The organism is Corynebacterium gottingense (assembly GCF_007559235.1).
GTDB classification, from domain to species: domain Bacteria; phylum Actinomycetota; class Actinomycetes; order Mycobacteriales; family Mycobacteriaceae; genus Corynebacterium; species Corynebacterium gottingense.
In genome coordinates, this window is sequence record NZ_VMHH01000001.1 from 104467 (window position 1) to 128000 (window position 23534).

General features: G+C 65.1%; 21 protein-coding genes. 10 read left to right on the forward strand and 11 right to left on the reverse strand.

Annotated features, from left to right (window positions below; translation table 11 throughout):
* Positions 1 to 2: 2 nt before the first annotated feature.
* The 6 genes from sufU to FPH17_RS00540 all read right to left on the reverse strand — a co-directional run bounded on the left by sufU (position 3) and on the right by FPH17_RS00540 (position 5886).
* Complete coding sequence (sufU, locus tag FPH17_RS00515) at positions 3 to 455, reverse strand: Fe-S cluster assembly sulfur transfer protein SufU (protein WP_154878286.1); 453 nt, start codon at positions 453 to 455, stop codon at positions 3 to 5.
* The gene (locus FPH17_RS00520) at positions 452 to 1711 is read right to left on the reverse strand and encodes a cysteine desulfurase (RefSeq protein WP_154878287.1); all 1260 of its coding nucleotides are present in this window, start codon (positions 1709 to 1711) and stop codon (positions 452 to 454) included. Before FPH17_RS00520 ends, sufU begins: the two co-directional genes overlap by 4 nt.
* A complete protein-coding gene (gene sufC / locus FPH17_RS00525) occupies positions 1711 to 2466 on the reverse strand; it encodes a Fe-S cluster assembly ATPase SufC (RefSeq protein ID WP_095276490.1) in 756 nt (251 codons plus the stop codon). The genes FPH17_RS00520 and sufC overlap by 1 nt, the downstream gene beginning before the upstream one ends.
* Positions 2467 to 2535: 69 nt before the next feature.
* Positions 2536 to 3708 (reverse strand): Fe-S cluster assembly protein SufD, encoded by a 1173-nt coding sequence (gene sufD, locus FPH17_RS00530; RefSeq protein ID WP_095276487.1) that lies wholly within the window; start codon positions 3706 to 3708, stop codon positions 2536 to 2538.
* A 5-nt stretch (positions 3709 to 3713) separates the two neighbouring features.
* Positions 3714 to 5159 (reverse strand): Fe-S cluster assembly protein SufB, encoded by a 1446-nt coding sequence (gene sufB, locus FPH17_RS00535; RefSeq protein WP_095536175.1) that lies wholly within the window; start codon positions 5157 to 5159, stop codon positions 3714 to 3716.
* Positions 5146 to 5886: a helix-turn-helix transcriptional regulator gene (locus tag FPH17_RS00540; protein ID WP_154878288.1), complete on the reverse strand. Its 741-nt coding sequence runs from the start codon at positions 5884 to 5886 to the stop codon at positions 5146 to 5148. The genes sufB and FPH17_RS00540 overlap by 14 nt, the downstream gene beginning before the upstream one ends.
* 166 nt (positions 5887 to 6052) lie before the next feature.
* On the opposite strand from FPH17_RS00540, the gene mptB reads away from it, so the two are divergent.
* From mptB to FPH17_RS00565, 5 genes are all read left to right on the forward strand, one after another.
* Complete coding sequence (gene mptB / locus FPH17_RS00545) at positions 6053 to 7726, forward strand: polyprenol phosphomannose-dependent alpha 1,6 mannosyltransferase MptB (RefSeq protein WP_167496749.1); 1674 nt, start codon at positions 6053 to 6055, stop codon at positions 7724 to 7726.
* A 6-nt stretch (positions 7727 to 7732) separates the two neighbouring features.
* The gene (locus FPH17_RS00550) at positions 7733 to 8677 is read left to right on the forward strand and encodes an ABC transporter ATP-binding protein (protein ID WP_154878289.1); all 945 of its coding nucleotides are present in this window, start codon (positions 7733 to 7735) and stop codon (positions 8675 to 8677) included.
* A gap of 151 nt (positions 8678 to 8828) precedes the next feature.
* Entirely contained in the window at positions 8829 to 9530 is a 702-nt protein-coding gene (locus tag FPH17_RS00555; protein WP_238397274.1) for an ABC transporter permease, read from the forward strand.
* A gap of 269 nt (positions 9531 to 9799) precedes the next feature.
* On the forward strand, positions 9800 to 10663 hold the full coding sequence (locus FPH17_RS00560) for a COX15/CtaA family protein (RefSeq protein WP_154878572.1): 864 nt from the start codon (positions 9800 to 9802) through the stop codon (positions 10661 to 10663).
* Positions 10664 to 10703: 40 nt separating this feature from the next.
* A complete protein-coding gene (locus tag FPH17_RS00565; protein WP_154878291.1) occupies positions 10704 to 11663 on the forward strand; it encodes a zinc-binding dehydrogenase in 960 nt (319 codons plus the stop codon).
* Here the strand turns inward: FPH17_RS00565 and FPH17_RS00570 are convergent.
* Positions 11660 to 12691: a heme o synthase gene (locus FPH17_RS00570; RefSeq protein WP_425277691.1), complete on the reverse strand. Its 1032-nt coding sequence runs from the start codon at positions 12689 to 12691 to the stop codon at positions 11660 to 11662. The genes FPH17_RS00565 and FPH17_RS00570 overlap by 4 nt on opposite strands.
* A gap of 236 nt (positions 12692 to 12927) precedes the next feature.
* Between FPH17_RS00570 and tkt the strand changes: the two genes are divergently transcribed.
* The 5 genes from tkt to pgl all read left to right on the forward strand — a co-directional run bounded on the left by tkt (position 12928) and on the right by pgl (position 19528).
* Positions 12928 to 15009 carry a transketolase gene (tkt, locus tag FPH17_RS00575; RefSeq protein WP_154878573.1) on the forward strand — a complete coding sequence of 694 codons (2082 nt, stop codon included), beginning with the start codon at positions 12928 to 12930 and terminating at the stop codon, positions 15007 to 15009.
* A 108-nt stretch (positions 15010 to 15117) separates the two neighbouring features.
* Positions 15118 to 16209 carry a transaldolase gene (gene tal / locus FPH17_RS00580; RefSeq protein ID WP_154878574.1) on the forward strand — a complete coding sequence of 364 codons (1092 nt, stop codon included), beginning with the start codon at positions 15118 to 15120 and terminating at the stop codon, positions 16207 to 16209.
* Between the two features lie 53 nt (positions 16210 to 16262).
* Positions 16263 to 17810: a glucose-6-phosphate dehydrogenase gene (gene zwf, locus FPH17_RS00585; RefSeq protein WP_244288032.1), complete on the forward strand. Its 1548-nt coding sequence runs from the start codon at positions 16263 to 16265 to the stop codon at positions 17808 to 17810.
* A 16-nt stretch (positions 17811 to 17826) separates the two neighbouring features.
* Complete coding sequence (locus FPH17_RS00590; RefSeq protein ID WP_154878294.1) at positions 17827 to 18771, forward strand: glucose-6-phosphate dehydrogenase assembly protein OpcA; 945 nt, start codon at positions 17827 to 17829, stop codon at positions 18769 to 18771.
* Positions 18772 to 18793: 22 nt separating this feature from the next.
* On the forward strand, positions 18794 to 19528 hold the full coding sequence (gene pgl, locus FPH17_RS00595; RefSeq protein ID WP_414437230.1) for a 6-phosphogluconolactonase: 735 nt from the start codon (positions 18794 to 18796) through the stop codon (positions 19526 to 19528).
* Between the two features lie 92 nt (positions 19529 to 19620).
* Here the strand turns inward: pgl and secG are convergent, their stop codons facing one another.
* The 4 genes from secG to gap form a co-directional block, all read right to left on the reverse strand.
* The gene (gene secG / locus FPH17_RS00600) at positions 19621 to 19857 is read right to left on the reverse strand and encodes a preprotein translocase subunit SecG (RefSeq protein WP_095276455.1); all 237 of its coding nucleotides are present in this window, start codon (positions 19855 to 19857) and stop codon (positions 19621 to 19623) included.
* Positions 19858 to 19962: 105 nt separating this feature from the next.
* On the reverse strand, positions 19963 to 20745 hold the full coding sequence (gene tpiA / locus FPH17_RS00605; RefSeq protein WP_095553725.1) for a triose-phosphate isomerase: 783 nt from the start codon (positions 20743 to 20745) through the stop codon (positions 19963 to 19965).
* A 26-nt stretch (positions 20746 to 20771) separates the two neighbouring features.
* A complete protein-coding gene (locus FPH17_RS00610) occupies positions 20772 to 21989 on the reverse strand; it encodes a phosphoglycerate kinase (protein ID WP_154878296.1) in 1218 nt (405 codons plus the stop codon).
* Positions 21990 to 22094: 105 nt separating this feature from the next.
* Positions 22095 to 23105 (reverse strand): type I glyceraldehyde-3-phosphate dehydrogenase, encoded by a 1011-nt coding sequence (gap, locus tag FPH17_RS00615; RefSeq protein ID WP_154878297.1) that lies wholly within the window; start codon positions 23103 to 23105, stop codon positions 22095 to 22097.
* Between the last annotated feature and the right edge of the window lie 429 nt (positions 23106 to 23534).

Genomic DNA, 23534 nt, shown 5'->3' on the forward strand with positions numbered 1-23534 from the left:
TCCTAGCTCTCCTTTTTCTCCAGGGCCTCGTGCGTTGCCGCCTCGAAGGCCTTCCACCCGAGCAGTGCGCACTTCACGCGCGCCGGGAATTTCGCCACGCCACCGAACGCAACGCCGTCGCCAATCAGCGCCGGGTCGCCCTCGATGGTGCCGCGCGAGGTGATCATCTCCTCGAACGACCCCAGCTTCTCCATCGCCTGCTCGACGGGGAGCCCCTTCAGCTCCTCCGCCATCACGCTTGTCGACGCCTGCGAGATCGAGCAACCGGCCGCATCGTAGGAAACATCCTCCACCGTTTTCCCATCCTCGGACAGCTGAACGCGCAGCGTCAGCTCGTCGCCGCAGGACGGGTTCACGTGGTGCACTTCCGCCTCGTACGGCTCGCGCAGCCCGGCGTACTGGGGGTTCTTGTAGTGGTCCAGGATCACTTCCTGGTACATCGATTCAAGGTTCATCGTGTGAAAAACTCCTTCGCCTTGCCAATCGCTGCCACCAGCGTATCCACTTCTTCCTTCGTGTTGTACAGGTAGAAGCTTGCGCGCGAGGTGGATTGCAGGTTCAGGCCGCGGTGGGCAGGCCACGCGCAGTGGTGCCCGGTGCGGATTGCCACGCCTTCGGAGTCCAGCACCTGACCGAGGTCGTGCGGGTGCACGCCGTCGACGGTGAAGGAGATCGCCCCGCCGCGCCGCTCTGCGGTGAGCGGCCCCGCGATCTGCAGCCCCCCGATGCCCTGCATCTGCTCGAGCGCGTACGCGGTGAGCTCCTGCTCGTGGGCATGGATGGCGTCCATGCCGACCTCGTTGAGGAACTCGACTGCGGCACCTAGCCCCACGACCTGGCTGGTCATCTGGGTGCCCGCCTCAAATCGCTGCGGTGCCGGCGCGAAGGTGGTCTTTTCCATCTTCACAATCTCAATCATCGAGCCGCCCGTGAGGAACGGCGGCAGCTGATTGAGAATGTCGCCCTTGCCGTACACGGCGCCGACGCCCGACGGACCGCACATCTTGTGGCCGGAGAATGCAGCGAAGTCAACGTCGAGCGCGTGCAGGTCGACCGGCATGTGCGGCACCGATTGGCACGCGTCGAGCACCGTCAACGCGCCGACGGCCTTCGCGCGGCGCACCAGCTCGTCCACGTCAGCGACAGCACCGGTGACGTTCGACTGGTGCGTAAACGCCACGACTTTGACGGTCTCGTCTAGTTCGAGCGAGTCCAGATCGATCCGCCCGTCCGGCGTCATGCCGTACCACTTCAGGGTCGCACCAGTGCGTTCGGCGAGTTCCTGCCACGGCACGAGGTTGGCGTGGTGCTCAAGCTCGGTGATGACGATGGTGTCGCCTTCACGTACCGCGAGATCGCCCGCGCGTTCGTCGCCAAGCACATAGGCGACGAGGTTGAGTCCCTCAGTCGCGTTCTTTGTAAACGCGATTTCGTGGCCGTCCGCGCCGACGAACGCCGCGATGGCATCGCGCGCCGTCTCGTAGGCATCCGTGGCTTCTTCAGCAAGCTGGTAGGAGCCGCGGTGCACCGGCGCGAAGGTGTTGAGGACGAAGTCTCGCTCGACGTTCCACACGCGTTCCGGTCGCTGCGACGTCGCACCGGAGTCGAGGTAGACGAGCTTCTTGCCGTCCCTCACGGTGCGCGACAGGATCGGAAACTCCGCGCGGATCGCCTCCACGTTGAGTGTTCCGTTGTCGTTGACGTATCCCATTAGATGAACTTCTCGTAGCCTTCTGCCTCGAGCTGGTCTGCCAGCGATGCGTCGCCGGTCTGCACGATCTTGCCGTCAGCAAACACGTGCACGAACTGCGGCTGGACGTAGTTGAGGATGCGCTTGTAGTGGGTGATCATGAGGACGCCGCCGTTGGTCTCTTCCTGGTACTTGTTGATGCCCTCGGAGACGATGCGCAGCGCGTCAACGTCAAGACCGGAGTCGGTCTCGTCCATGACGGCGAACTTCGGCTTCATCAGCGCGAGCTGCATGACCTCGTGGCGCTTCTTCTCGCCGCCGGAGAAGCCCTCGTTGACCGAGCGCTCGGAGAAGGAGGCGTCCATCTGCAGGGACTCGCGGGCGGCGTTGAGCTCAGCAACCCACTCGCGCAGCTTCGGGGACTCGCCACGCACCGCGGTGACGGCGGAGCGCATGAAGTTGGACGAAGACACGCCCGGGACCTCGACCGGGTACTGCATTGCCAGGAAGAGGCCGGCGCGAGCGCGCTCGTCGATCTCCATCTCCAGGATGTTCTCGCCGTCGAGCAGCACCTCGCCCTCGGTGACCTCGTACTTCGGGTGGCCCGCAAGGGTGTAGGCCAGGGTGGACTTGCCGGAGCCGTTCGGGCCCATGATTGCGTGGGTCTCGCCCGCCTTGATGGTCAGGTTGACGCCCTTGAGGATCGGCTTCGGCTCCTGACCTTCCTCCGTGGGCAAGACGTTGGCGTGCAGGTTTTTAATTTCAAGCGTAGACATTCGGTGTTTTCAGCTTTCTTTATTCGGTGACGCGGGTGTTACAGGTGTACAGCGACGTAGCTGGGGCGCTTAGGAGTTGCTCCGCTCAAGCTCGCCGGCAACGCGGGCGATGAGTTCGTCCCGGACGGACTCGACAGGGATTTGGTTGAGGACCTCGTTGAAGAATCCGCGGATGATCAGGCGGGTCGCCTCGTCCTCCGGGATGCCGCGGGAGCGCAGGTAGAACAGCTGCTCGTCGTCGAAGCGTCCCACGGTCGCTGCGTGGCCGGCGCCGGCGATCTCGCCGGTCTCGATCTCCAAGTTGGGAATCGCGTCGGCTCGTGCGCCATCGGTGAGCACCAGGTTGCGGTTCGTCTCGTAGGTGTCGGTGCCCTTCGCGTCGGAGCGAATCAGGACGTCGCCAACCCAGCAGGTACGGGCCTCCGGTAGCGAAGACTGCTTGTCGCCCTGCAGTGCGCCTTTGTACAGGACGTTGGAGCGGCAGTTCGGGACGGAGTGGTCAACGAGCATGCGGTTCTCGATGTACTGACCCGCGTCCGCGAAGTAGACGCCGGTCAGCTCCGCGTCGCCGCCTGGCGCTGCGAACTTCACGCGCGGGGTGATGCGGACGACCTCGCCGCCGAACGTTGCAACGTGGTGGCGCAGCGTGGCGTCGCGCTCGACCAGCACGGACTGCTGTCCGATGTGGACAGCATCGGAGTTCCACTCCGCATCCACAATCGCGTGGACGCGGGAGCCCTCGCCGATGTGCCAGTTCACGTTGTCGGCGTGGGTACCGGTGCCCTCGTAGCGCAGGATGACGTTCGCCTTGGAGTGCGTGCCCGATTCAACCAGGATGTTGCCGAATGTGGTGACATCCTCCCCAGCACCGGTCACGGTGATGGTCACGTCTTCGTCCAGCTCGGTATCGGCCGGGATGGACACGATGTAACCGGACTTCGCAGAGGACCAGGCCTGCGCTGCGACGCGATCAACGGCGCCGCCGACCACCTTGAGGCGATCGTCGTCAATCGCGACCTCTTCGACGCTGACCGCTTCGGGGGCGTCGATCTTTACCTGCGCCTTTGCGGCGTCAGCGAACTTGCCGTTGTGCAGACCACGAAGGCGACGCAGGGAAATGAAGCGCCAGACCTCGTCGCGACCGCCCGGGACCGGGAAGTCGTCGACGGTGAAGGACTGGAAGAGGTCACCCTTGTTGTTGTGTGGGGTGGCGTTTTGTACGGGATCAACAGAGACGGTCATTGGGGTTAGCCCACCGATCCTTCCATTTGCAGCTCGATGAGACGGTTCAGTTCAAGGGCGTACTCCATCGGGAGCTCCTTGGCGATCGGCTCGACAAAGCCGCGCACGATCATGGCCATTGCTTCTTCCTCCGGAATGCCGCGGCTCATGAGGTAGAACAGCTGCTCCTCAGAGACCTTGGAAACCTTCGCCTCGTGGCCGAGGGTGACTCGGTCATTACGAATGTCGTTGTAGGGGTACGTGTCGGAACGGGAGATGTCGTCCACCAGCAGGGCGTCGCACTCCACGTTGGAGGTGGAGTGGTGCGCGTTCGCGTTCACCTGAATCAGGCCGCGGTACGCGGAACGTCCGCCGCCGCGAGCCACGGACTTGGACACCACGGACGAGGAGGTGTGCGGTGCCATGTGGGTCATCTTCGCGCCGGTGTCCTGGAACTGGCCCTCACCCGCAAACGCGACGGAAAGGACCTCGCCACGCGCGTGCTCACCAGTCATCCACACGGCCGGGTACTTCATGGTCACCTTCGAGCCGATGTTGCCGTCGACCCATTCCATGGTGGCGCCCTCTTCGGCCTTTGCGCGCTTGGTCACCAGGTTGTACACGTTGCCGGACCAGTTCTGGATCGTGGTGTAGCGGCAGCGGCCGCCCTTCTTCACGATGATCTCCACGACCGCGGAGTGCAGGGAGTCCGACTTGTAGATCGGGGCGGTGCAGCCCTCGACGTAGTGGACGTACGCGTCCTCATCCACGATGATCAGAGTGCGCTCGAACTGGCCCATGTTTTCCGTGTTGATGCGGAAGTAGGCCTGCAGCGGGATGTCCACGTGGACCCCCGGCGGAACGTAGATAAAGGAACCACCAGACCAGACAGCGGAGTTCAGTGCCGAGAACTTGTTGTCGCCGGCCGGAATCACCGTGCCGAAGTGCTCCTTGAACAGCTCCTCGTGCTCGCGCAGCGCGGTATCGGTGTCGACGAAGATAACGCCCTTCTCCTCCAGGTCCTCGCGGATCTGATGGTAGACCACCTCGGACTCGTACTGAGCCGCGACGCCGGCGACGAGGCGCTGCTTCTCCGCCTCAGGAATACCGAGCTTGTCGTAGGTGTGCTTAATGTCCTCCGGAAGATCGTCCCACGAGGCCGCCTGCTCCTCCGTGGAGCGCACGTAGTACTTAATGTTGTCGAAGTCGATGTCGGAGAGGTCTGCGCCCCAGGTCGGCATCGGCTTCTTGTCAAAGATCTCGAGCGCCTTGAGGCGCTGGTTGAGCATCCATTCCGGCTCGTTCTTGATCCCGGAGATGTCCTTGACAACGTCCTTGTTCAGACCGCGCCGTGCGGAGGCGCCGGCCACATCGGAGTCGTGCCAGCCGTAGCTGTAGGCGCCGATGGAGTCGATGATCTCATCATCATTCATCGGCTTGTCCAGGCCGGGTGCGGGGTTAGCTTTCGTCATAGTCTCCGCTCCTTTCGTTTATGGTTCCCGCCGCCGTAGCGGTAGCGGCGAGTGGAATGTTGGTTGTGCAAATGCCGTTGCCGTCTGCGATCAGCGCAAGCGGCTGCACGTGTTTGCCCACCAGAGCCGAGATCGCCTCGTGCTCTGCCTCGCAGATCTCCGGGTGCGCGGACGCAACTTCGGAGACTGGGCAGTGGTGCTGGCACAACTGGATTCCGTTGCCAACGGCGCTCACCGTTGCCGCGTACCCATGTTGATCAAGCACCTCGGCGACAGCTTCAACGGTAGCCTGTGTGCGCGCCGCCTCGCTGTCTCCTTTCGGCGATGTGTGGGCCCCGGAGGCCCCGTCGACACTCTGGAGGATCTTGTCAATCCGAGCGCGGGCAAAATCGCGCACGGCCGCCTCACCCCCGAGTGTCTTAATCATTTCGACGGCCTCGACCGCAAGGTCGTCATATTGTGTGCCAAATGAGCGCCGCCCGCTGTCAGTGAGCCGGAAGTGCTTGGCGGGTCTCCCCCGCGTCGCTTCTTCTCCGGCGATGGCGCGCGGACCGCACGTCTCCGCCAGTTCCGACTCAATGAGTTTGTCAAGGTGGCGGCGCACACCGGCGGCAGAAAGGCCTAATTGCGCGGCTATGTCGGTGGCGGTCACCGGGCCAAGCGTGAGAAGCGCGCGCATGACTTCGCCGCGGGTATCGCTCCCCGCAGCGTGGTGCTGCTCGGCCATTGCTTCACCTCAGCTTCCGTGTCGCTCGACGTCTCCGCGAATTCCGGTGACAAAAGGACGATCCTTTCGCCTTTACACAACACTAGTGTTTCCAAAATATTTCCGCTGCGGCGGGTCCCCAGCGTGTCGCAAAGCATTGCCGCTCTTCGAGCACCCGGGCCTTAGAATGCGTGATGTGACCCCTGCACGCCACACCCCCGAGACCACGCGGCCGTCCACGCTTGTCGACGCCCTGCCCCGATTCGGTGCGCCCGGCTCCCGCTCAGCCGCGCTGCACCGCGCTGGGATTTCGGACGAGGGGGTTCGCGCGTCCGTCGTTGAGCTCAACCGCTTCGCACTCCTTCGCTGGTTGGGTGCGGTCGGCACGCTCCTGATCGGCCTCGGTGGGCTGGGCGGCGGCGCGCTGCCCGTGGTGGACAACCCCTGGTTCGACCTCCCCGGCGGCGCGTTTATGGGGAGGATGCTGCAAGCCTCGTCCTCCCTCGTGCTCATCGGAGTCGGTTGCCTCGTGGTCGCGTGGCTGCTCATGGGGCCGTTTGTCGGTGCCGGATCCAATCACGCGCGAATCAGCGCCCGGGTGGTGTTTCGAACCTTTCTTGTGTGGGCGGCGCCTCTGCTGCTCACCGCGCCCCTGTTCACCCAGGACATCTACTCCTACCTCGCCCAGGGATCCATCGTTCGGCAAGGGCTGGACCCCTACGCCGCGGGCCCCGTCGAGCTGCTGGGCACCGAGGACCGGCTCGCCCGATCCGTCCCGTTCATTTGGGCACACTCCCCCAGCCCGTACGGCCCCGTTGCGCTCGGGATTGCCTCCGCGGTGTCATGGATCACCCAGGACTCGATCTACTTCGGGGTTCTGTGCCACCGCGTCTTGTCGCTCGCGGGCGTGGTGGCCGCGGCGTGGGGCATCCGCGCGCTGGCCCGGCGGTGCGGCGTCCACGGCGCGACCGCACTCTGGCTGGGGGTCTTGAACCCTCTGGCAATTCTGCACCTCATTGCCGGCATCCACAACGAGTCGATCATGCTCGGGTTCCTCCTCGTCGGTATGGAGGTAGGGCTACGGGGCATCGACGCGCTTGCGGCCGGCGGGCAGCGGCGTCGGGGGTGGGCGCTGTTCCTCCTCTCGGGGGCGCTCCTGTCCTGCGGCGGGCTGGTCAAGGTCACCGGGTTCATCGCCCTCGGGTTTACGGGCATGGCGCTGGCGCGGGTGTGGGCGCGAGGTGGGGGCAAGCGGGCGTCGATAAGCGCAATCTGCACCGCGGCCCTCGTCCAGGCGGGGTGCCTTGCGGTGACGGCTGGGCTGATCTCCTGGTTCACCGGAATCGGGCTTGGGTGGGTCACCGGGCAAGGCGGCGCGGCGACGATCCGCAGCTGGCTGTCGCTGACCACGGACATCGGCGTGATCAGCGGTGTTACGGGGATGCTGCTGCAGCTGGGCGATCACACGGAGGCGATCCTGAGCATCACGCGCGGAGTGGGACTCCTCGTGGCCGGCACGTTCCTCGTGCGCATGCTCTGGGCGACATTCCGCGGCTCCATCCACCCTGTCGGCGGGCTGGGTGTGGCAACGCTCGTCCTCGTCCTGCTCTTCCCAGTGGTTCACCCCTGGTATCCGCTCTGGGGGATCCTGCCGCTCGCGGCGTGGGCGAATCGCTTCTTCTTCCGGGCTGCCGTCGCGATCTACTCTGCGCTTTTTAGCTTCTTGGTACTGCCGCGCGGGCTCGCGCTGCCGCCGGGGACCGTCGCGACGATTTACCTCGCTGCCGCGGTGTGGTTTGCGGTCATGTGCGCCGCAGCGTGGTTCTGGTACCGCCGTACGGCCGGGAGAGGTCTACACTAACCAACCATGCCAAGCATGGAACCTGAAGCCCTCGTGCTCAACGAGGTAGTCAAGCAATTCGGGCCCAAGCGCGCAGTCGACGGGGTCTCATTCACCACTCGACGCGGCGAGCTTCTCGCGCTGCTGGGGCCAAACGGGGCGGGCAAGACCACCACCATCGAGATGTGCGAGGGGTTCACGCAGCCGACCTCCGGGTCCATCCGAGTCTTAGGGTACGACCCCGCGACCGAGCCACAGCGGGTTCGAGACCGCATCGGCATCATGCTCCAGGGCGGCGGATCATACTCCGGGGTCAAGGTGCGGGAGATGCTGCACCTCGCGGCGTCCTACAACGAGGACCCGCACGACCCCGACTGGCTCATCGAGCTGCTCGGGCTCGAGGGGGTAGCGTCAACGACGTACCGCAGACTTTCCGGCGGGCAGCAGCAGCGACTCTCCCTCGCCCTGGCCATTATCGGCAGGCCCGAGCTCCTCTTCCTCGACGAACCCACCGCAGGCATGGACGCGCAGTCCCGGCTCGCGGTGTGGGAGCTGGTCAATGCGATGAAGCGCGATGGCACCACGATCGTGCTGACTACCCACCTGATGGACGAGGCCGAATCGCTGGCGGACCGCGTGGTCATTGTGGATCGGGGGCGCGTCGTTGCCACCGGCGAGCCGGCGGAGCTCACCTCCCACGAGGACTACCCGCTCGTATCGTTCGGGACCGCGCAAGCGCTGGATTTGGAAACGTTCAACGACTCGCTGCGCGGGTTCGGCGCTGCGGACCGGGAAGCGGAAAACGTCAGGCCGCTCTCCTACCGCGTGCGCGGCGACGGCAGCCCCCAGCTGGTTGAGGCCATCGCGCACGCCGCGGCCCAGCAGGATGTCCTGCTGCGCGAACTCAGCGTGTCGCATCGAAACCTTGAGGACGTCTTCCTCGACATCACCGGCCGAGAGCTGCGCAGCTAGCGCAGACCGTTACTTGAAAACTTGAAGGAGGTACACCATGACGACAGCCCATGATGCACAGCTGCACCGATCCCAGGACGGTCCAGCCCCCAATCCCAAGCTCGCGCCGGGCACGTTTACTCCCCGCCCGCAGCGCGCCTCCGTGGCCGCAATGGCGGTCGCCCAAGGGCGGATCGAGGCGAAGCTCATGCTGCGCCACGGTGAGCAGCTGCTGCTCAACCTGGTCATCCCTGCGGCGCTGCTCGTGGCGGCAGCGATCGTTCCGGTCTTCGGCGATACCGACTTCCACCAGCTGGTGCCGATGGTCTTCGCCGTCGCCACCACAAGCGCGGGCTTTACTGGCCAGGCCATCGCTCTAGCGTTTGACCGCCGCTACGGTGCGCTGAAGCGGACCGGCGCTTCCGGGGTGCCGCCGTGGACCATCATCGCTGGAAAAATCATCGGCGTCCTGGCCACCGTTGCGGTGCAGATCGTCGTCTTGGGCGCGCTCGCCGTTGCGCTGGGATGGCGCGTCAGTGCGCTCGGCGCCCTGTGCGGCCTGATCACCCTGCTGGTCGGCGTCGCCGCGTTCACAGCAATGGGACTGTTCATGGGAGGCACACTCAGCTCCGAGCTGGTCCTTGCTCTGGCAAACCTCATCTGGCTCGTCCTCATGGGCGTGCTCGGGTGGGTGCAGTACAGCGGTGACGTCGGAGACGCCGGCTGGTGGAACGCGGTCCCCACGGTGGCGCTCGCTGGCGCCCTGACCAAGGCGCTCGAGCTTTCTTTCCACTGGCAGGCGTGGCTGTCGCTCGTGTGCTGGGCTGGGGCGGCCATGGCGGCCGCGGCCCGCTGGTTCCGCTTCGAGGGGTAGCTCCTGTGGCGCACCGCTGCGGAGCTCAACTCGCTCCACGCCCAATCGGATCTCGGAGTTTGGGGCGTCATGCGTTAAGCTGAAGCAGTCATTTCTCAAACTAAAGTTGCACTGCAAAACTGCACACGTGAAAGGGAGCGCGTCTCGTGTCTTCTCCGCAGTTGGGGTCTCCCCAGACTGAGCACAACTCCAGCCACACCACCAGCGATTCGGCACAGGCCGTGGATGCACCAAAGGGGGCATCGCTCAAGGTGCAGCGCATTCTGGCCATGATCCTGTTGCTGTGCCAGGGCGGCATCACCGTCACAGGTTCGCTCGTCCGCGTCACCGGCTCCGGCCTGGGTTGTGATACCTGGCCGATGTGCCACCAGGGCTCGCTCGTCCCTGTCGCGGGGTCGGCTCCGTGGATCCACCAGCTCATCGAGTTTGGCAACCGCACGCTCACCTTCGTCGTTGCTGCAGCATCCATCGCCGTCCTCGTAGCGGTCGTCCGCGCGGGACGTCGCTCCGGTATCAAGTCGCTCGCGGCCGTCTCACTCGGCGGCGTCGTCCTGCAGGCCATCATCGGCGGCATCTCCGTCCTCCTGGACCTGAAGTGGTGGGCCGTCGCCGTGCACTTCCTGCCCTCGATGGTGCTGGTCGCCGTCGCCGCCGTGCTCTACATGCGCATTGCGGAGCCGGATGATGTCGCACCGACGAGGCGCGTCCCCAAGGCCGCCGTGACCTGGGCAATCATCGCCGCCATCGCGCTAGTATTCGTCCTGGTGACGGGCACCATGGTCACCGGCTCCGGTCCGCACGCTGGCGACGCCACCGCCGGTTTGGAAGGCCGCCTCGAGATGGACACCAGGGTCCTTGCGTACGTCCACGCAATCTGCCTGTACCTCTACCTCATTGCCACGCTGGTCACCGTGTACATGCTGCGCCGCCACAAGGCGCCGAGCGACGCGATGCGCACCGCCCTCGTCCTCATCGTGCTCATCCTGGTCCAGTGGGCGATCGGCGTCATCCAGTTCAGGCTCGGCGTCCCGCGCTGGACCATCCCGGCGCACATCGCAATGTCGTCCACCGTCGTCGCGTTTACCGCCTTCCTGTGGGCGCACAGTTCGCGTCGTCTCCCCACACTCGTCTAACCTCCCACGCACACCGCGCCCGCCGGGGTACGCTTTGGCTATGCACGCCATCATCAGCGATTCCCCCGGCGGGCCGTTCCGTTTCACTCGCGTCGATCCCCCAGTTCCCACACCCGAGCAAGTGCTTATCGACGTCACCTACGCCCACGTCCAACGCGACCCCACTCCCGCCCCTGGCACCGGCATCCCCGGTGCCGCAGGATGCGGGCGCGTGGCTCACGACCCTGTCGGTGAGATCGCCGCTGGCACGCTCGTCGCCTTTTGCGACGCGCAGGGAGCGTACGCGGAGCAGGTTGTCGTCCACCGGGACCGGATCGCCGCCGTCCCGGAATCCATCGACGATGAGGTCGCCGCGTGCATGCTCGCTCCCGGCATACTGGCGCACGCACTCCTCTACGGCGTCCGCGACACCGCGGACGGCGACACCATGGTGGTCACAGGCGGAGGCGACGAGCTCGGCCTCGCCGTGACTCAGTTGGCAGCGGGATTGGGCGGCACGGTGTTTTCAGTGGTCTCAACGGCACACGAGGAGGAATTGGCGTACGACGCCGGCGCGACCGGCGTCTTCCGCTACTTCCCTGACGCGGCGCAACGTATTTGCGAGGCCAACAGCGGCAGCGGCGTCGACGTCGTTATCGAGGCGTCACAACCGCCTCTGCCCGAGGCGCTCCACCCCTTCGACCTGGCGCTGCAGGCCTGCCGACCGCTTGGCCTGATCTGCGCCGTCGGCGGCTCGGTGCTCGCGGCTGGGAGGAGCGCAGACGCGCTCCTGAACGAACTCGACGAGCATGGGGGGCTGTTCCTTACCGCCCCTTCGTTGGACTGGTACACGCGCACTGCGGACGAGTTTCGCTTGCGGTCCCAAGCGGTCACGCGTGCCGTCGAGGATGCGACGCTGCGCTTCCCTATCGGCGGGGTGTTCTCGCTCGCCGAGGCGGACGCCGCGCACGAGGCGCTCGCGGATGCCCAGCGCGTTGGGAGTGTGCTGCTGCGCGCTTAGAAGAGGCCGCCGATTGTCGGCAGGCCGAGCACGGCGTCCACAGAGAGGCCGAGGAAGAGCGCGGCGAGGTAGTTGTTGGACAGGATGAATAGCTTAAGCGGCTTGACGTTCTCGCCGCGGCGCACGCCGTTGTGCAGGCGCGTGGCCATGACGAGGAACGCGGCACCGGACGCCACCGCCACGACGAGGTAGATCCAGGACGTCGCCGGGACGAGCGCGAGGGAGACGATGACCGTCCACCAGGAGTAGATGACGATCTGGCGCGTCGTCTCCTGCGGGGACGCGATCACCGGCAGCATCGGGACTTCTGCGCGGGCGTAGTCGTCCTTGTACTTCATGGCCAGCGCCCAGGTGTGCGGCGGGGTCCAGAAGAAGATGATGAGGAACATGACGATCGCCTGCCACCAGCGGTCCGGTGAACCGTCGTGCACGTTGTCCCGGATCGCAGCCCAGCCGACGAGGACCGGCATGCAGCCCGCAGCGCCACCCCAGATGACGTTCTGCCAGGTCTTACGCTTCAGCCACTTCGTGTAGATGAAGATATAGAAGAAGTTGGTGAAGATGATGAACAGCGCTGCCAACCATGACCCGCACACGAGCCCGAGCCAGAGCACGCTGACGATGAGCAAGACCCAGGCGAATACCGCAGCGCGGTGCTTGGTCACCTTGGCGCGCACGAGCGGGCGCGCGCGTGTACGACCCATCTTCTGGTCAATGTCGTAGTCAGCGACCATATTGAAGGCGTTGGCAGCGCCCGCACCCATCCATCCACCGAGCAGGGTCGCCAGGATCAGCCACACGTGGACGGTGCCGCGATCTGCCTGCAGCATCGCGGGGATGGCGGCTACCAAGAGAAGTTCAATGACCCTCGGCTTCGTCAATGCGAAATACGCCTTCACGGTCTCCAAAAACTTCTCCTTACAGCGTGTTGTCCGCGCCGCCGTCGGCGCAACTGCTTCGTGGGCGGCCGTGTTGGGATACGCTCGCAAGCGTCCTGCGGTTTTGCCACCCGTATCATTCCTTTGGATGATGTTAGCCCTAACCTTGCACTGCGCCCAATCGGACACGCACTCCTTACGGCCGGTGTGGGCGGATTGGTGGACGCTCACCGCAGTGACTCAAAATACACTGCCCGCACACGGCGCACCGCCGGGTGACTACACTAAGACGGGTGCCCGGCCCATCGCCGGAGCGGAAAAGTAATGCCAACCCAATGAATGAGGAAACTGTGACACAGTCGACGCTGCCCCCGGAACTTCAAGCCATGACCGTCCGGAGCTACCCGGACGACTGGACGCAGACCGATACGCGCGCGGTGGACACCGCCAGGATCCTCGCTGCGGATGCTGTTGAGCGCTGCGGATCGGGCCACCCCGGCACCGCTATGTCGCTTGCTCCGTTGGCCTACACGCTCTTCCAGCGCGTCATGCGCCTGGATCCCACCGACCCGCACTGGGTCGGCCGCGACCGCTTTGTCCTGTCAAACGGCCACTCCTCGCTGACCCAGTACGTGCAGCTCTACCTCGGCGGCTTCGGCCTGGAGCTGGATGATCTGAAGCAGCTGCGCACCTGGGGTTCCAAGACTCCCGGCCACCCGGAGTACAACCACACCAAGCACGTCGAGATCACCACTGGCCCGCTGGGCCAGGGCCTCGCTTCCGCTGTGGGTATGGCGATGGCCGCGCGCCGCGAGCGCGGGCTGTTCGATCCCGAGGCCCCTGCTGGCCAGAGCCCGTTCGACCACTTCATCTACGTCGTGGCCGGCGACGGCTGCCTGCAGGAGGGCGTGACCTCCGAGGCGTCCTCGCTCGCGGGCACGCAGCAGCTGGGCAACCTCATCCTTTTCTGGGATGACAACCGCATCTCCATCGAGGACGACACCCAGATCGCGTTCACCGAGGATGTGCTCGCCCGCTACGAAGCCTACGGCTGGCAAACCATCACCGTTGAGTCCGGAGAGGACGTCGCAGCAATTGAGCGCGCCGTCGAAGAGGCTAAGGCGGAAACCGCGAAGCCGACCATCATCCGCCTCAAGACGGTGATCGGCTTCCCGGCCCCGAATCTGCAGAACACCGGTGCCGCTCACGGTGCCGCGCTCGGCTCCGAGGAGATCAAGCTGGTCAAGGAAGAGCTCGGCTTTGACACCGACGTCGACTTCCCCGAGGAAGAGGACGTGATCGCCCACACCCGCGCGCTCGCCGAGCGCTCCGCCGCAGTGCGCGAGGAGTGGCAGCAGGGCTTCGATGACTGGGCTGCTCGCAACCCGGAGCGCAAGGCACTGTTCGACCGTCTCTCCGCGCGTGAGCTGCCGGAGAACTGGAAGGCCGAGTTCCCCACCTGGGAGCCCGACGCCAAGGGCCTGGCTACCCGCAAGGCGTCCGAGGCGGCGATCCAGGCCGCTGCGGCCGCGCTCCCGGAGCTGTGGGGCGGCTCCGCTGACCTGGCCGGTTCCAACAACACGCTGATCAAGGGCGCGCCGTCCTTCGGCCCTGAGGCGATCACCACGAACAAGTTCACTGCCGAGCCGTACGGCCGCAACCTCCACTTTGGCATCCGCGAGCACGCGATGGGCGCCATCATGAACGGAATCGCCCTGCACGGCGGCACCCGTGTCTACGGCGGTACCTTCCTGATCTTCTCCGAGTACCTCTACCCCGCCATCCGCGTGGCCGCCCTGTCCGGCATCGACGGCTACTACGTGTTCACCCACGACTCCATCGGCCTCGGCGAGGACGGCCCGACCCACCAGCCGGTAGAGACGCTCACCGCGCTGCGCGCTATCCCGGACCTCGCCGTCATCCGCCCGGCGGACGCCAACGAGACCTCGGCTGCGTGGATCGCCGCGCTGGAAGGCCGCGAGCAGCCGAAGGCACTCGCCTTGTCGCGCCAGAACCTCCCGGTGCTCGAGGGCACGAAGGAGAAGGCGTTCGAAGGCGTGGCCAAGGGCGGCTATGTGCTTGTCGACGCCACCGCGCCGACCCCCGACGTCATCTTCATCGCCTCCGGCTCGGAGGTGCAGTACGCCGTCGAGGCAGCCGCGCTGCTGGCCGAGGATGGCGTCGCCGCCCGCGTGGTGTCCATGCCGTCCATCGACTGGTTCCTCGAGCAGTCCGACGAGTACCAGCAGCAGGTCCTGCCCAAGGAGGTCAAGGCACGCGTGTCCGTCGAGGCAGGCACCGCGATGCCGTGGCACCGCTTCACGGGCGACCACGGCCGCAACGTCTCCCTCGAGCACTTCGGCGCCTCCGCACCGGGCGCGGAACTCTTCGAGCGCTTCGGCTTCACCACCGAGCACGTGCTGCGCGCGGCCCGCGAGTCGATCGAGTCCGCGAAGTCTGCACAGTAGCTCTGTCTCTTTACCCACCCACATCGCACACATCAGCTACGCCAGGTCGCAGTCGTATCTGGCGACCTGGCGCCCTGGAGAAAGGACCGCATCGTGGCACACGACAACATGGTTGCAACCAACCGCATTTATGACATCGGCACTTCCGTCTGGCTGGACGATCTCTCCCGCGACTTGCTCAACGGTCAGGGGAACTTCGAGACGTTCCTCCTCGAGCGAAACATCCTCGGGATCACTACCAACCCGTCGATCTTCTCCGCGGCAATCTCCGCCGGCGGCGACTACGACCGCCAGCTCGAGGAGCTGCGAAAGGAGGGCGTCTCCGCCGAGGAGGCCGTGTACCGCATGAGCATCGCGGACGTCCAGCAGGCCTGCGACGTTATTGACCCCATCTACCAGGACACCAACGGCCGAGACGGTCGCGTGTCCATCGAGGTCGACCCTCGCTACGCCCACGACGAGGAGAAGACCATTGCGCAGGCGCGCGAGCTGTGGAAGCAGGTCGGCCGCCGCAACGCCATGATCAAGATCCCGGCCACCGACGAGTCGCTGCCGGCGATCACCACGGCCCTGTCCGAGGGCATCAGCGTCAACGTCACGCTGATCTTCTCCGTCGACCGCTACAAGCAGGTCATCGACGTCTACAAAGAGGGCATCAAGCTCGCCGCCAAGAACGGGCATGACGTGGAGCACATCCACTCCGTCGCGTCCTTCTTCGTCTCCCGCATGGACGTCGAGGTGGATAAGCGCCTGGAGACCATCGGTACCGACGAGGCCCTCGCGCTGCGAGGTAGGGCGGGCATCGCCAACGCCCGCCTGGCCTACCGCCTCTTCCTCGACTCCTTCAACGACCTGGACGAGCTCCCGCCGCGGGCAAACAAGCAGCGCCCGCTGTGGGCGTCGACCGGTGTGAAGAACCCCGAGTACCCCAAGAACATGTACGTCGTCGAGCTCGCCGGCCCGGACACGGTCAACACCATGCCGATGGGCACGATTGACGCCGTCAACGAGATGAACGAGCTCAAGGGCGACACCCTGACACACGGCGACGAGGCGGCGAAGCAGGTCTTCGACGGCCTGGAGCAGGTCGGCATCGACATGGACGATGTCATCGCGGTGCTGGAGCGCGAGGGCGTGGAGAAGTTCGTCACCGCGTGGCAGGACCTGCTCGACTCCACTGAAACGAAGCTCAACAGCTAACCTCTAAGGGTTCATTGTTCCGGAAGCGGTACGCAAAAGGAGACGCGACAAAGGTGATCGAAGAGAGAGACGCGCAGGTACAGCGGGGTAATCCGCTGCGGTCGGCCGTCGATAAGCGGCTGCCCCGTATTGCCGGACCATCTGGCCTGGTGATTTTCGGGGTCACCGGTGACCTGGCCAGGAAGAAACTCCTTCCCGCCGTCTACGATCTTGCAAGCCGCGGCCTCCTGCCGGCCGGATTCGCCCTCGTCGGGTTCGGTCGGCGCGACTGGAGCAAGCAGGACTTCGAGGACTATGTCCGCGAGGCGGTCGAGGCGCGCTCGCGAACCAAGTTCAACACCAACGTGTGGAACCGCCTGGCGGAAGGGATCCACTTCGTCTCCGGGGCATTTGACGACGACACCGCGTTCGATCGGCTCGCCACCGTCCTCGCCGAGATGGACCGGAGCCAGGGCACCGCCGGAAACTGGGCGTACTACCTCTCCGTGCCGCCGGAGTTCTTTGCCAACGTGGTCCACCAGCTGGACCGCTGCGGCATGGCCCACCCCGGAGACGGGCAGTGGCGCCGCGTGATCATTGAGAAGCCGTTCGGACACGACCTCGCCTCGGCGAAGGAACTGAACAAGGTGGTCAACACCGTCTTCCCCGAGCACGCCGTGTTCCGCATCGACCACTACCTGGGCAAGGAAACGGTGCAGAACATCATGGCGCTGCGCTTTTCCAACCAGATGTTTGAGCCGATCTGGAACTCGCACTACATCGACCACGTCCAGATCACCATGGCCGAGGACATCGGGCTGGGCGGCCGCGCCGGGTACTACGACGGTATCGGCGCGGCGCGCGACGTGATCCAAAACCACCTCATCCAGCTCCTCGCGCTCGTGGCGATGGAGGAGCCGACGTCTTTCTCCCCGCACCAGCTGCGCTCGGAAAAGCTCAAGGTGCTGCGCGCGACCTCGCCCACCGGACCGTTCGAGGAGACGACCGCCCGCGGCCAGTACACCGCCGGGCTGCAGGGCTCCGTACCAGTCGTGGGCCTGCGCGACGAGGAGGGCTTCGACCCGGACTCCGCGACCGAGACCTTCGCAGCCTGCACCCTGGAGATCAATTCGCGCCGCTGGGCCGGCGTGCCATTTTACCTGCGCACCGGAAAGCGTCTCGGCCGACGCGTGACCGAGATTGCGCTGGTGTTCAAGCGGCCGCCGTACCAGCCCTTCTACCCGGACCAGACGAACTTACTCACCAACAACGCCGTGGTGATCCGCATCCAGCCGGACGAGGGCGTGCTCATGCGCTTTGGCTCGAAGGTGCCGGGCGTGGGCCTGGAAGTCCGCGACGTCAACATGGACTTCGCGTACTCGGAGGCGTTCACCGAGCAGTCGCCCGAAGCCTACGAGCGACTCATCCTGGACGCGCTGCTGGATGAATCGAGCCTCTTCCCCACCAACGCCGAGGTGGAGCGCAGCTGGGAGATCCTCGACCCGATCCTCAACTTTTGGGCCCAGCAAGGCCGCCCCGACGAATACGAGGCCGGCACCTGGGGTCCGGCGTCGGCGAACCACATGTTGGAAAAGGACGGCCGCGTCTGGCGGCGCCCCTAAGAAAGGATTTGCGGCTGTGATCATCTCACTCCCGGACACCACCACCAGCCAGATCGCCAACGCGCTGATCCAAGCGCAAGAAAACTTCTCGCTGTCCTCGGGTCGCGTGCTCACCCTCCTTGTCGCCGCACGCGACACCGAGGACTCCGACACGATCCTTGAGACGGTGCGCGCCGCGACCCGCGAGCACCCCGCCCGCGTGCTCGTGCTTTTGCTTGGCGACGAAACCGCGCCCACCAGCATGAACGCCGACCTCATCGTGGCCGCGCATTCGGGCGCGTCCGAAATGGTCGTCATGCGCCTCTTCGGTGACCTCACGCACCACCTCGGCGCCGTGGTCACCCCGCTGCTGCTGCCGGACACGCCGATTGTGGCCTGGTGGCCAAACGAGGCCCCCGCCTGCCCGAAGGAGGCGGAGCTGGGCAGCATCGCGCAGCGCCGCATCACCAACGCCCACTCCGATGCCTCCGGGGACCAACTCCGCGCCCGCACGGACGGCTACCAGCCCGGCGACTCCGACCTCGCGTGGTCCCGCATCACCCCGTGGCGCGGGGCCGTCGCCTCCGCGCTGGACCGCTACCACGACGACCCGGTGCAATCCGTCCACATTGACGGTGCTGCTGACGATCCTTCCGTGGACATCGCCGCCGGCTGGCTCGCCGCGTGCCTCAACGTCGGCGTGACGCGCGGTACCCGCTACTCCACGAACGACTCCGCAGCGCACGGCGCACCCATCACGCGGCTCGCGCTGCATTGTGGCGGGGGCGACGTGACGATCGAGGTCGTCGACGACAACACTGCCCGCATCACCGTGCCGGGAAGCCCCGACTCCTACGTAGCGCTGAGTGCGCGGACCGACGCGGAGTGCCTCGCCGAGGAGTTGCGCCACCTGGACAACGATGTCACCTACGCGCGCGCCCTCCGGGGTCTGGCCAGCGTCACCCGCGCGACAGAGCAGTAAACACACCAGAAGGAGGCCGATTGTGCCAGCACACGTGACTGTTTCCCAGTTCCCCGACCGTCCCGCCCTCGTTTCAGCAGTCGCGGAACAGTTCGCCGACCTGTTGCGGGGTATTCAGGCTGACCCCACCGGGGGAATTCACAACGACGGCGTGGCGCGCGTCGTCCTGACCGGCGGTACCGCAGGCATCGAGCTGCTCAGCGCCATGGCAACGCTGAAGGACATCGACTTCAACCGCGTCGAGTTCTTCTTCGGCGACGAACGCAACGTCTCCGCCACTCACCCCGACTCCAACGAGGGACAGGCCCGCGCCGCGCTGCTGAGCAAGGTGAACGTCTCCGCCGAGCGTATCCACGGCTGGGGCCTGGACGGCGGTGACATGTCGGACCAGGTGCGCGAGTACGCGTCAACGGTGGCCCAGCACGCCCCGCGAGGGTTCGATCTCCACCTCCTCGGCATGGGCGGCGAGGGCCACATCAATTCGCTCTTTCCCCACACCGACGCCGTGCGCGAGGACACGCGCACCACGCTCGCCGTCACCGATTCGCCCAAGCCGCCGGCCGAGCGCGCGACACTGACATTGCCGGCAGTGCGCAGCGCCGAGCGAGTGTGGTTGCTCGTTGCTGGAGCGGAGAAGGCGGAGGCCGCGTCCCACGTCGCACACGGTGCGCCGGCCGATGAGTGGCCGGCCGCCGGCGCGCAGGGCCGCGCGGAGACGGTGCTCTTTGTCTCCGACGACGCCGCCTCGATGCTTTAAGCAAAGCGCTTACCGACGCCACGGGCCCCTCCCAGCATTGTTTGCTGGAAGGGGCCCGTGGTCTGTGCCGTATTGCTACGTGCTTGTGCGCGCTACGCCGAGTAGGTCTGGATCAGGTTGAGCGCGATGATGCACGCCACCCAGATCAGCGAGATGATGATGGTGTAGCGGTCCAGGTTCTTCTCCACGATGGTGGAACCGGACAGGTTGGACTGCACGCCACCACCGAAGAGGCTGGACAGGCCGCCGCCCTTGCCCTTGTGGAGCAGGACGAACACGGTCGCAAGCACCGACGCGATTACGAGCACGATCTCCAATGCCAACGTCATGCGGGACGATCCTCCACTTTCAAATGGGATGTTGGTGAACTTGCTAAATCGTACACCATGGGGAACGCGCCCCGTGCAGCGACCATGCGGTCTGCTGCACGGCGCCTACTGGACCGAGTTTGCTGCTGCAGCGGCCAGCTTGGCAAAGTCCTCGCCGTTGAGCGAAGCACCGCCGACCAGACCGCCGTCGACGTCAGCCTGCCCGACGATCTCGGCGACGGTGTTGGCCTTAACGGAACCGCCGTAGAGGATGCGGATGCCGTCGGCGGTGGCGTCGTCGGCAAGCTCGCGCACGAGCTCGCGGATGGCGTGGCACACTTCCTGCGCGTCCTCGGCGGACGCGACCTTGCCGGTGCCGATGGCCCACACGGGCTCGTAGGCGATGACGGTGCGCGATAGTTCCTCGGTGGTCAGGCCGGCCAGGGAGGCGCGGGTCTGGTCCTCAACGAAGCTGACGTGCTTGCCTTCCTCACGGACCTCGAGGGGCTCGCCGACGCAGACGATCGGCGACATGCCGTGATCGAGGGCCTTCTTCGCCTTCGCGGCAACGAGCTCGTCCGACTCGTTGTGGTACTGGCGGCGCTCGGAGTGTCCGACGACAACCCAGGTGCAGCCGAGCTTCTCCAGCATGGTGGCGGAGATCTCGCCGGTGTAGGCGCCGTTGTCGTTGGCGGAAACATCCTGCGCACCGTAGGTGATCTGCAGCTTATCGCCCTCAACGAGGGTCTGGATGGAACGCAGGTCAGTAAACGGAACGGTCAGTGCGACGTCGACAAGCTCGTAGCCGTCCTTGGGGAACGCGAAGGCGAGCTTCTGAGCGCTGGAGATCGCCTCGAGGTGATCCAGGTTCATCTTCCAGTTGCCTGCGATGAGTGGTTTACGTGCCATGGATTTCTCCTATCGTTTCGGCTTGGTTACTTGGACAGGACTGCGACGCCCGGCAGTTCCTTACCCTCGATAAGTTCGAGGGAAGCGCCGCCGCCGGTGGAGATGTGGGAGAAGCCCGCCTCATCCAGGCCTAGGGTGCGCACGGACGCTGCGGAGTCGCCGCCGCCGACCACGGTGAAGGAGTCGTTGTTCTTGGTCGCAGCGATCATCGCTTCTGCGACGGCCTTGGTGCCGGCGGAGAACTTCGGGAACTCGAAGACGCCCATGGGGCCGTTCCAAAACACGGTCTTGGAGTCCTCAATAGCGGCGGCGTACTTCTTCGCGGTCTCCGGGCCGATGTCCAGGGACATCCAGCCCTCCGGGATGCCGTCCAGGTCCACGATCTTCGTCTCCGCGTCCTTGTCAAACTTCTCAGCGGCGGAGAGGTCGACCGGCAGGAGGAGCTTGTCGCCGTAGCGCTCGATGAGCTCCTTGCAGGTGTCGATCATGTCTTCCTGCAGCAGCGACTCCTGGACGTTGTGGCCCTGCGCTGCGAGGAAGGTGTAGCACATGCCGCCACCGATAACGACCTTGTCTGCCTTCGCTGCGAGCGCCTCGATGACGCCGAGCTTGTCGGAGACCTTGGAACCACCGAGGACAACCACGTACGGGTGGGCCGGGTCATCCTTGACGGAGGACAGCGTGGACACTTCCTTCTCCACCAGGTAGCCGGCGTATGCGGGGAGCTTCTGTGCGACGTCGAAGACCGACGCCTGGGCGCGGTGGACGACACCGAAGCCGTCGGACACGAAGGCACCGTTGTCGGCGGCCAGCGCGGCAAGCTCGGCCGCGAACTCGCCGCGCTCGTTCTCATCCTTGGAGGTTTCGCGCGGGTCGAAGCGCACGTTCTCCAGCAGGAGGATCTCGCCGTCAGTCAGGCCGTTGGCGCGCTCGTGCGCATCTTCGCCGGAGACGTCGCCGGCGAGAGCAACGAACTGACCGAGGCGTTCGGACAGCGCTTCAGCGACGGGCTTCAGCGAGAACTTCGGGTTGACCTCGCCCTTCGGGCGGCCGAGGTGGGCCATGGCGATCACCTTGGCGCCGCCGTCAAGCAGTGCCTTCAGGGTGGGAAGGGACGCGTCGATGCGGCCCGGGTCAGTAATGTTGCCGTCCTCGTCGAGCGGGACGTTGAAGTCGGAGCGGACCAGAACGTGGCGGCCTTCCACGCCTTCGTCGAGAAGCTGCTTAAGCGTCTGCGTTGCCATTGTTGTCTCCTTGAGTTTGTCGTGTTTGTTGAGGGGCTCTCGGGTGCTGAAAAAGCCCGGTGCATGCGCATGCGCACACACCGGGCTCATCCGCTGTACCTAGTTTTACAGGTTGTCAGCGACGTGCTTGGTCATGCGCACGAACTGAGAGGTGTAGGACCACTCGTTGTCGTACCAGGAGATGACCTTGACCAGGTTGCCGTCGATGACGCGGGTCATGCCAGCGTCGAAGATAGCGCCGTGGGTGTTGCCGATGATGTCGGAGGAAACCAGCGGCTCCTCGGAGTACTGCATTGCGGTGCCGAGAACCTCGTCCTCGGTGGCCTTCTTCACTGCAGCGTTGACCTCTTCAGCGGTGACGTCCTTGTTCAGCTGGACGGTCAGGTCGGTTGCGGAGCCGGTGATGGTGGGCACGCGCATTGCGAAGCCGTCGAGCTTGCCCTCGAGGTTCGGGAGCACCAGGGCGACTGCCTTTGCAGCGCCGGTGGTGGTCGGGACGATGTTCTGAGCTGCAGCGCGGGCGCGACGCAGGTCCTTGTGCGGTGCGTCCTGCAGGCGCTGATCACCGGTGTAGGAGTGAACGGTGGTCATCAGGCCAGACTTGATGCCGAACTCCTCGTCCAGCACCTTGGCCAGCGGAGCCAGGGAGTTGGTGGTGCAGGATGCGGCGGAGATGACAGTTTGACCGTTGGTGTAGGAGTCGCTGTTCACGCCCCACACGTAGGTGCCGTCGACGTTCTTGCCCGGAGCGGAGATGATGACCTTCTTCGCGCCAGCGTCGATGTGAGCCTTTGCGGTGTCGCCGGAGCGGAAGACGCCGGTGCACTCGAGCACGATGTCGACGCCAGCCTCGCCCCAAGCCAGGTCGGCCGGGTCCTTCTCAGCAGAGACTTCGATGCGACGACCGTCGACGGTGATGGAGTTCTCGTCGAACTCAACATCGTGGCCGAACTGGCCGTAAGCGGTGTCGTACTTCATCAGGTGAGCGAGGGTCTCGTTGTCAGTCAGGTCGTTGATCTTGACAACCTCGAGCTCGCCCTGGAACTTGTCCTGGATGATGCGGAATGCAGAGCGGCCGATGCGACCGAAGCCATTGATGCCAATACGAGTAGTCACTGTAAATTACTCCTCTTGTTGAGTCGTGTCGGTTGAGATGCAGCGCACCTCATACGGTCAGGTCTGAGAAGCGGAACCTCGTTCGGCGGGGCGCTTCACCTGCGCCGATGCCGTCCATTGGCTCACTTCCTGGCCTGTCGGACTCCAGTGTAGCGACGGACCAACAACCATGCATCGACCTTTCCGCTTCTCGTCAACCCCACAACAACCGGACACAATCGGACGAAAATCCGGGGGTAACTTCCCCAATACCGGTGTGGGTTTTGCGCCCGGTTGACATTCCGGCCGCCCCCTCCTCCTCCCAGCTACACGCCTTCAGCACGGCAATCGCGACCGCTCCCCCTCCACCTCTCGAACTCCAGAAAGGTGATGCTGAAACAACTTTCGGGTATGGCATATTTCACACCACCCGGAAATAGACGAGTGTGC

Excerpts from the sequence above, each read along its gene's own strand:
- sufU (WP_154878286.1), bottom strand. The coding sequence starts at position 455 with ATGAACCTTGAATCGATGTACCAGGAAGTGATCCTGGACCACTACAAG.
- FPH17_RS00520 (WP_154878287.1), bottom strand. The coding sequence starts at position 1,711 with ATGGGATACGTCAACGACAACGGAACACTCAACGTGGAGGCGATCCGC.
- sufC (WP_095276490.1), bottom strand. The coding sequence starts at position 2,466 with ATGTCTACGCTTGAAATTAAAAACCTGCACGCCAACGTCTTGCCCACG.
- sufD (WP_095276487.1), bottom strand. The coding sequence starts at position 3,708 with ATGACCGTCTCTGTTGATCCCGTACAAAACGCCACCCCACACAACAAC.
- sufB (WP_095536175.1), bottom strand. The coding sequence starts at position 5,159 with ATGACGAAAGCTAACCCCGCACCCGGCCTGGACAAGCCGATGAATGAT.
- FPH17_RS00540 (WP_154878288.1), bottom strand. The coding sequence starts at position 5,886 with ATGGCCGAGCAGCACCACGCTGCGGGGAGCGATACCCGCGGCGAAGTC.
- mptB (WP_167496749.1), top strand. The coding sequence starts at position 6,053 with ATGCGTGATGTGACCCCTGCACGCCACACCCCCGAGACCACGCGGCCG.
- FPH17_RS00550 (WP_154878289.1), top strand. The coding sequence starts at position 7,733 with ATGCCAAGCATGGAACCTGAAGCCCTCGTGCTCAACGAGGTAGTCAAG.
- FPH17_RS00555 (WP_238397274.1), top strand. The coding sequence starts at position 8,829 with ATGGCGGTCGCCCAAGGGCGGATCGAGGCGAAGCTCATGCTGCGCCAC.
- FPH17_RS00560 (WP_154878572.1), top strand. The coding sequence starts at position 9,800 with ATGATCCTGTTGCTGTGCCAGGGCGGCATCACCGTCACAGGTTCGCTC.
- FPH17_RS00565 (WP_154878291.1), top strand. The coding sequence starts at position 10,704 with ATGCACGCCATCATCAGCGATTCCCCCGGCGGGCCGTTCCGTTTCACT.
- tkt (WP_154878573.1), top strand. The coding sequence starts at position 12,928 with ATGACCGTCCGGAGCTACCCGGACGACTGGACGCAGACCGATACGCGC.
- tal (WP_154878574.1), top strand. The coding sequence starts at position 15,118 with ATGGTTGCAACCAACCGCATTTATGACATCGGCACTTCCGTCTGGCTG.
- secG (WP_095276455.1), bottom strand. The coding sequence starts at position 19,857 with ATGACGTTGGCATTGGAGATCGTGCTCGTAATCGCGTCGGTGCTTGCG.
- tpiA (WP_095553725.1), bottom strand. The coding sequence starts at position 20,745 with ATGGCACGTAAACCACTCATCGCAGGCAACTGGAAGATGAACCTGGAT.
- FPH17_RS00610 (WP_154878296.1), bottom strand. The coding sequence starts at position 21,989 with ATGGCAACGCAGACGCTTAAGCAGCTTCTCGACGAAGGCGTGGAAGGC.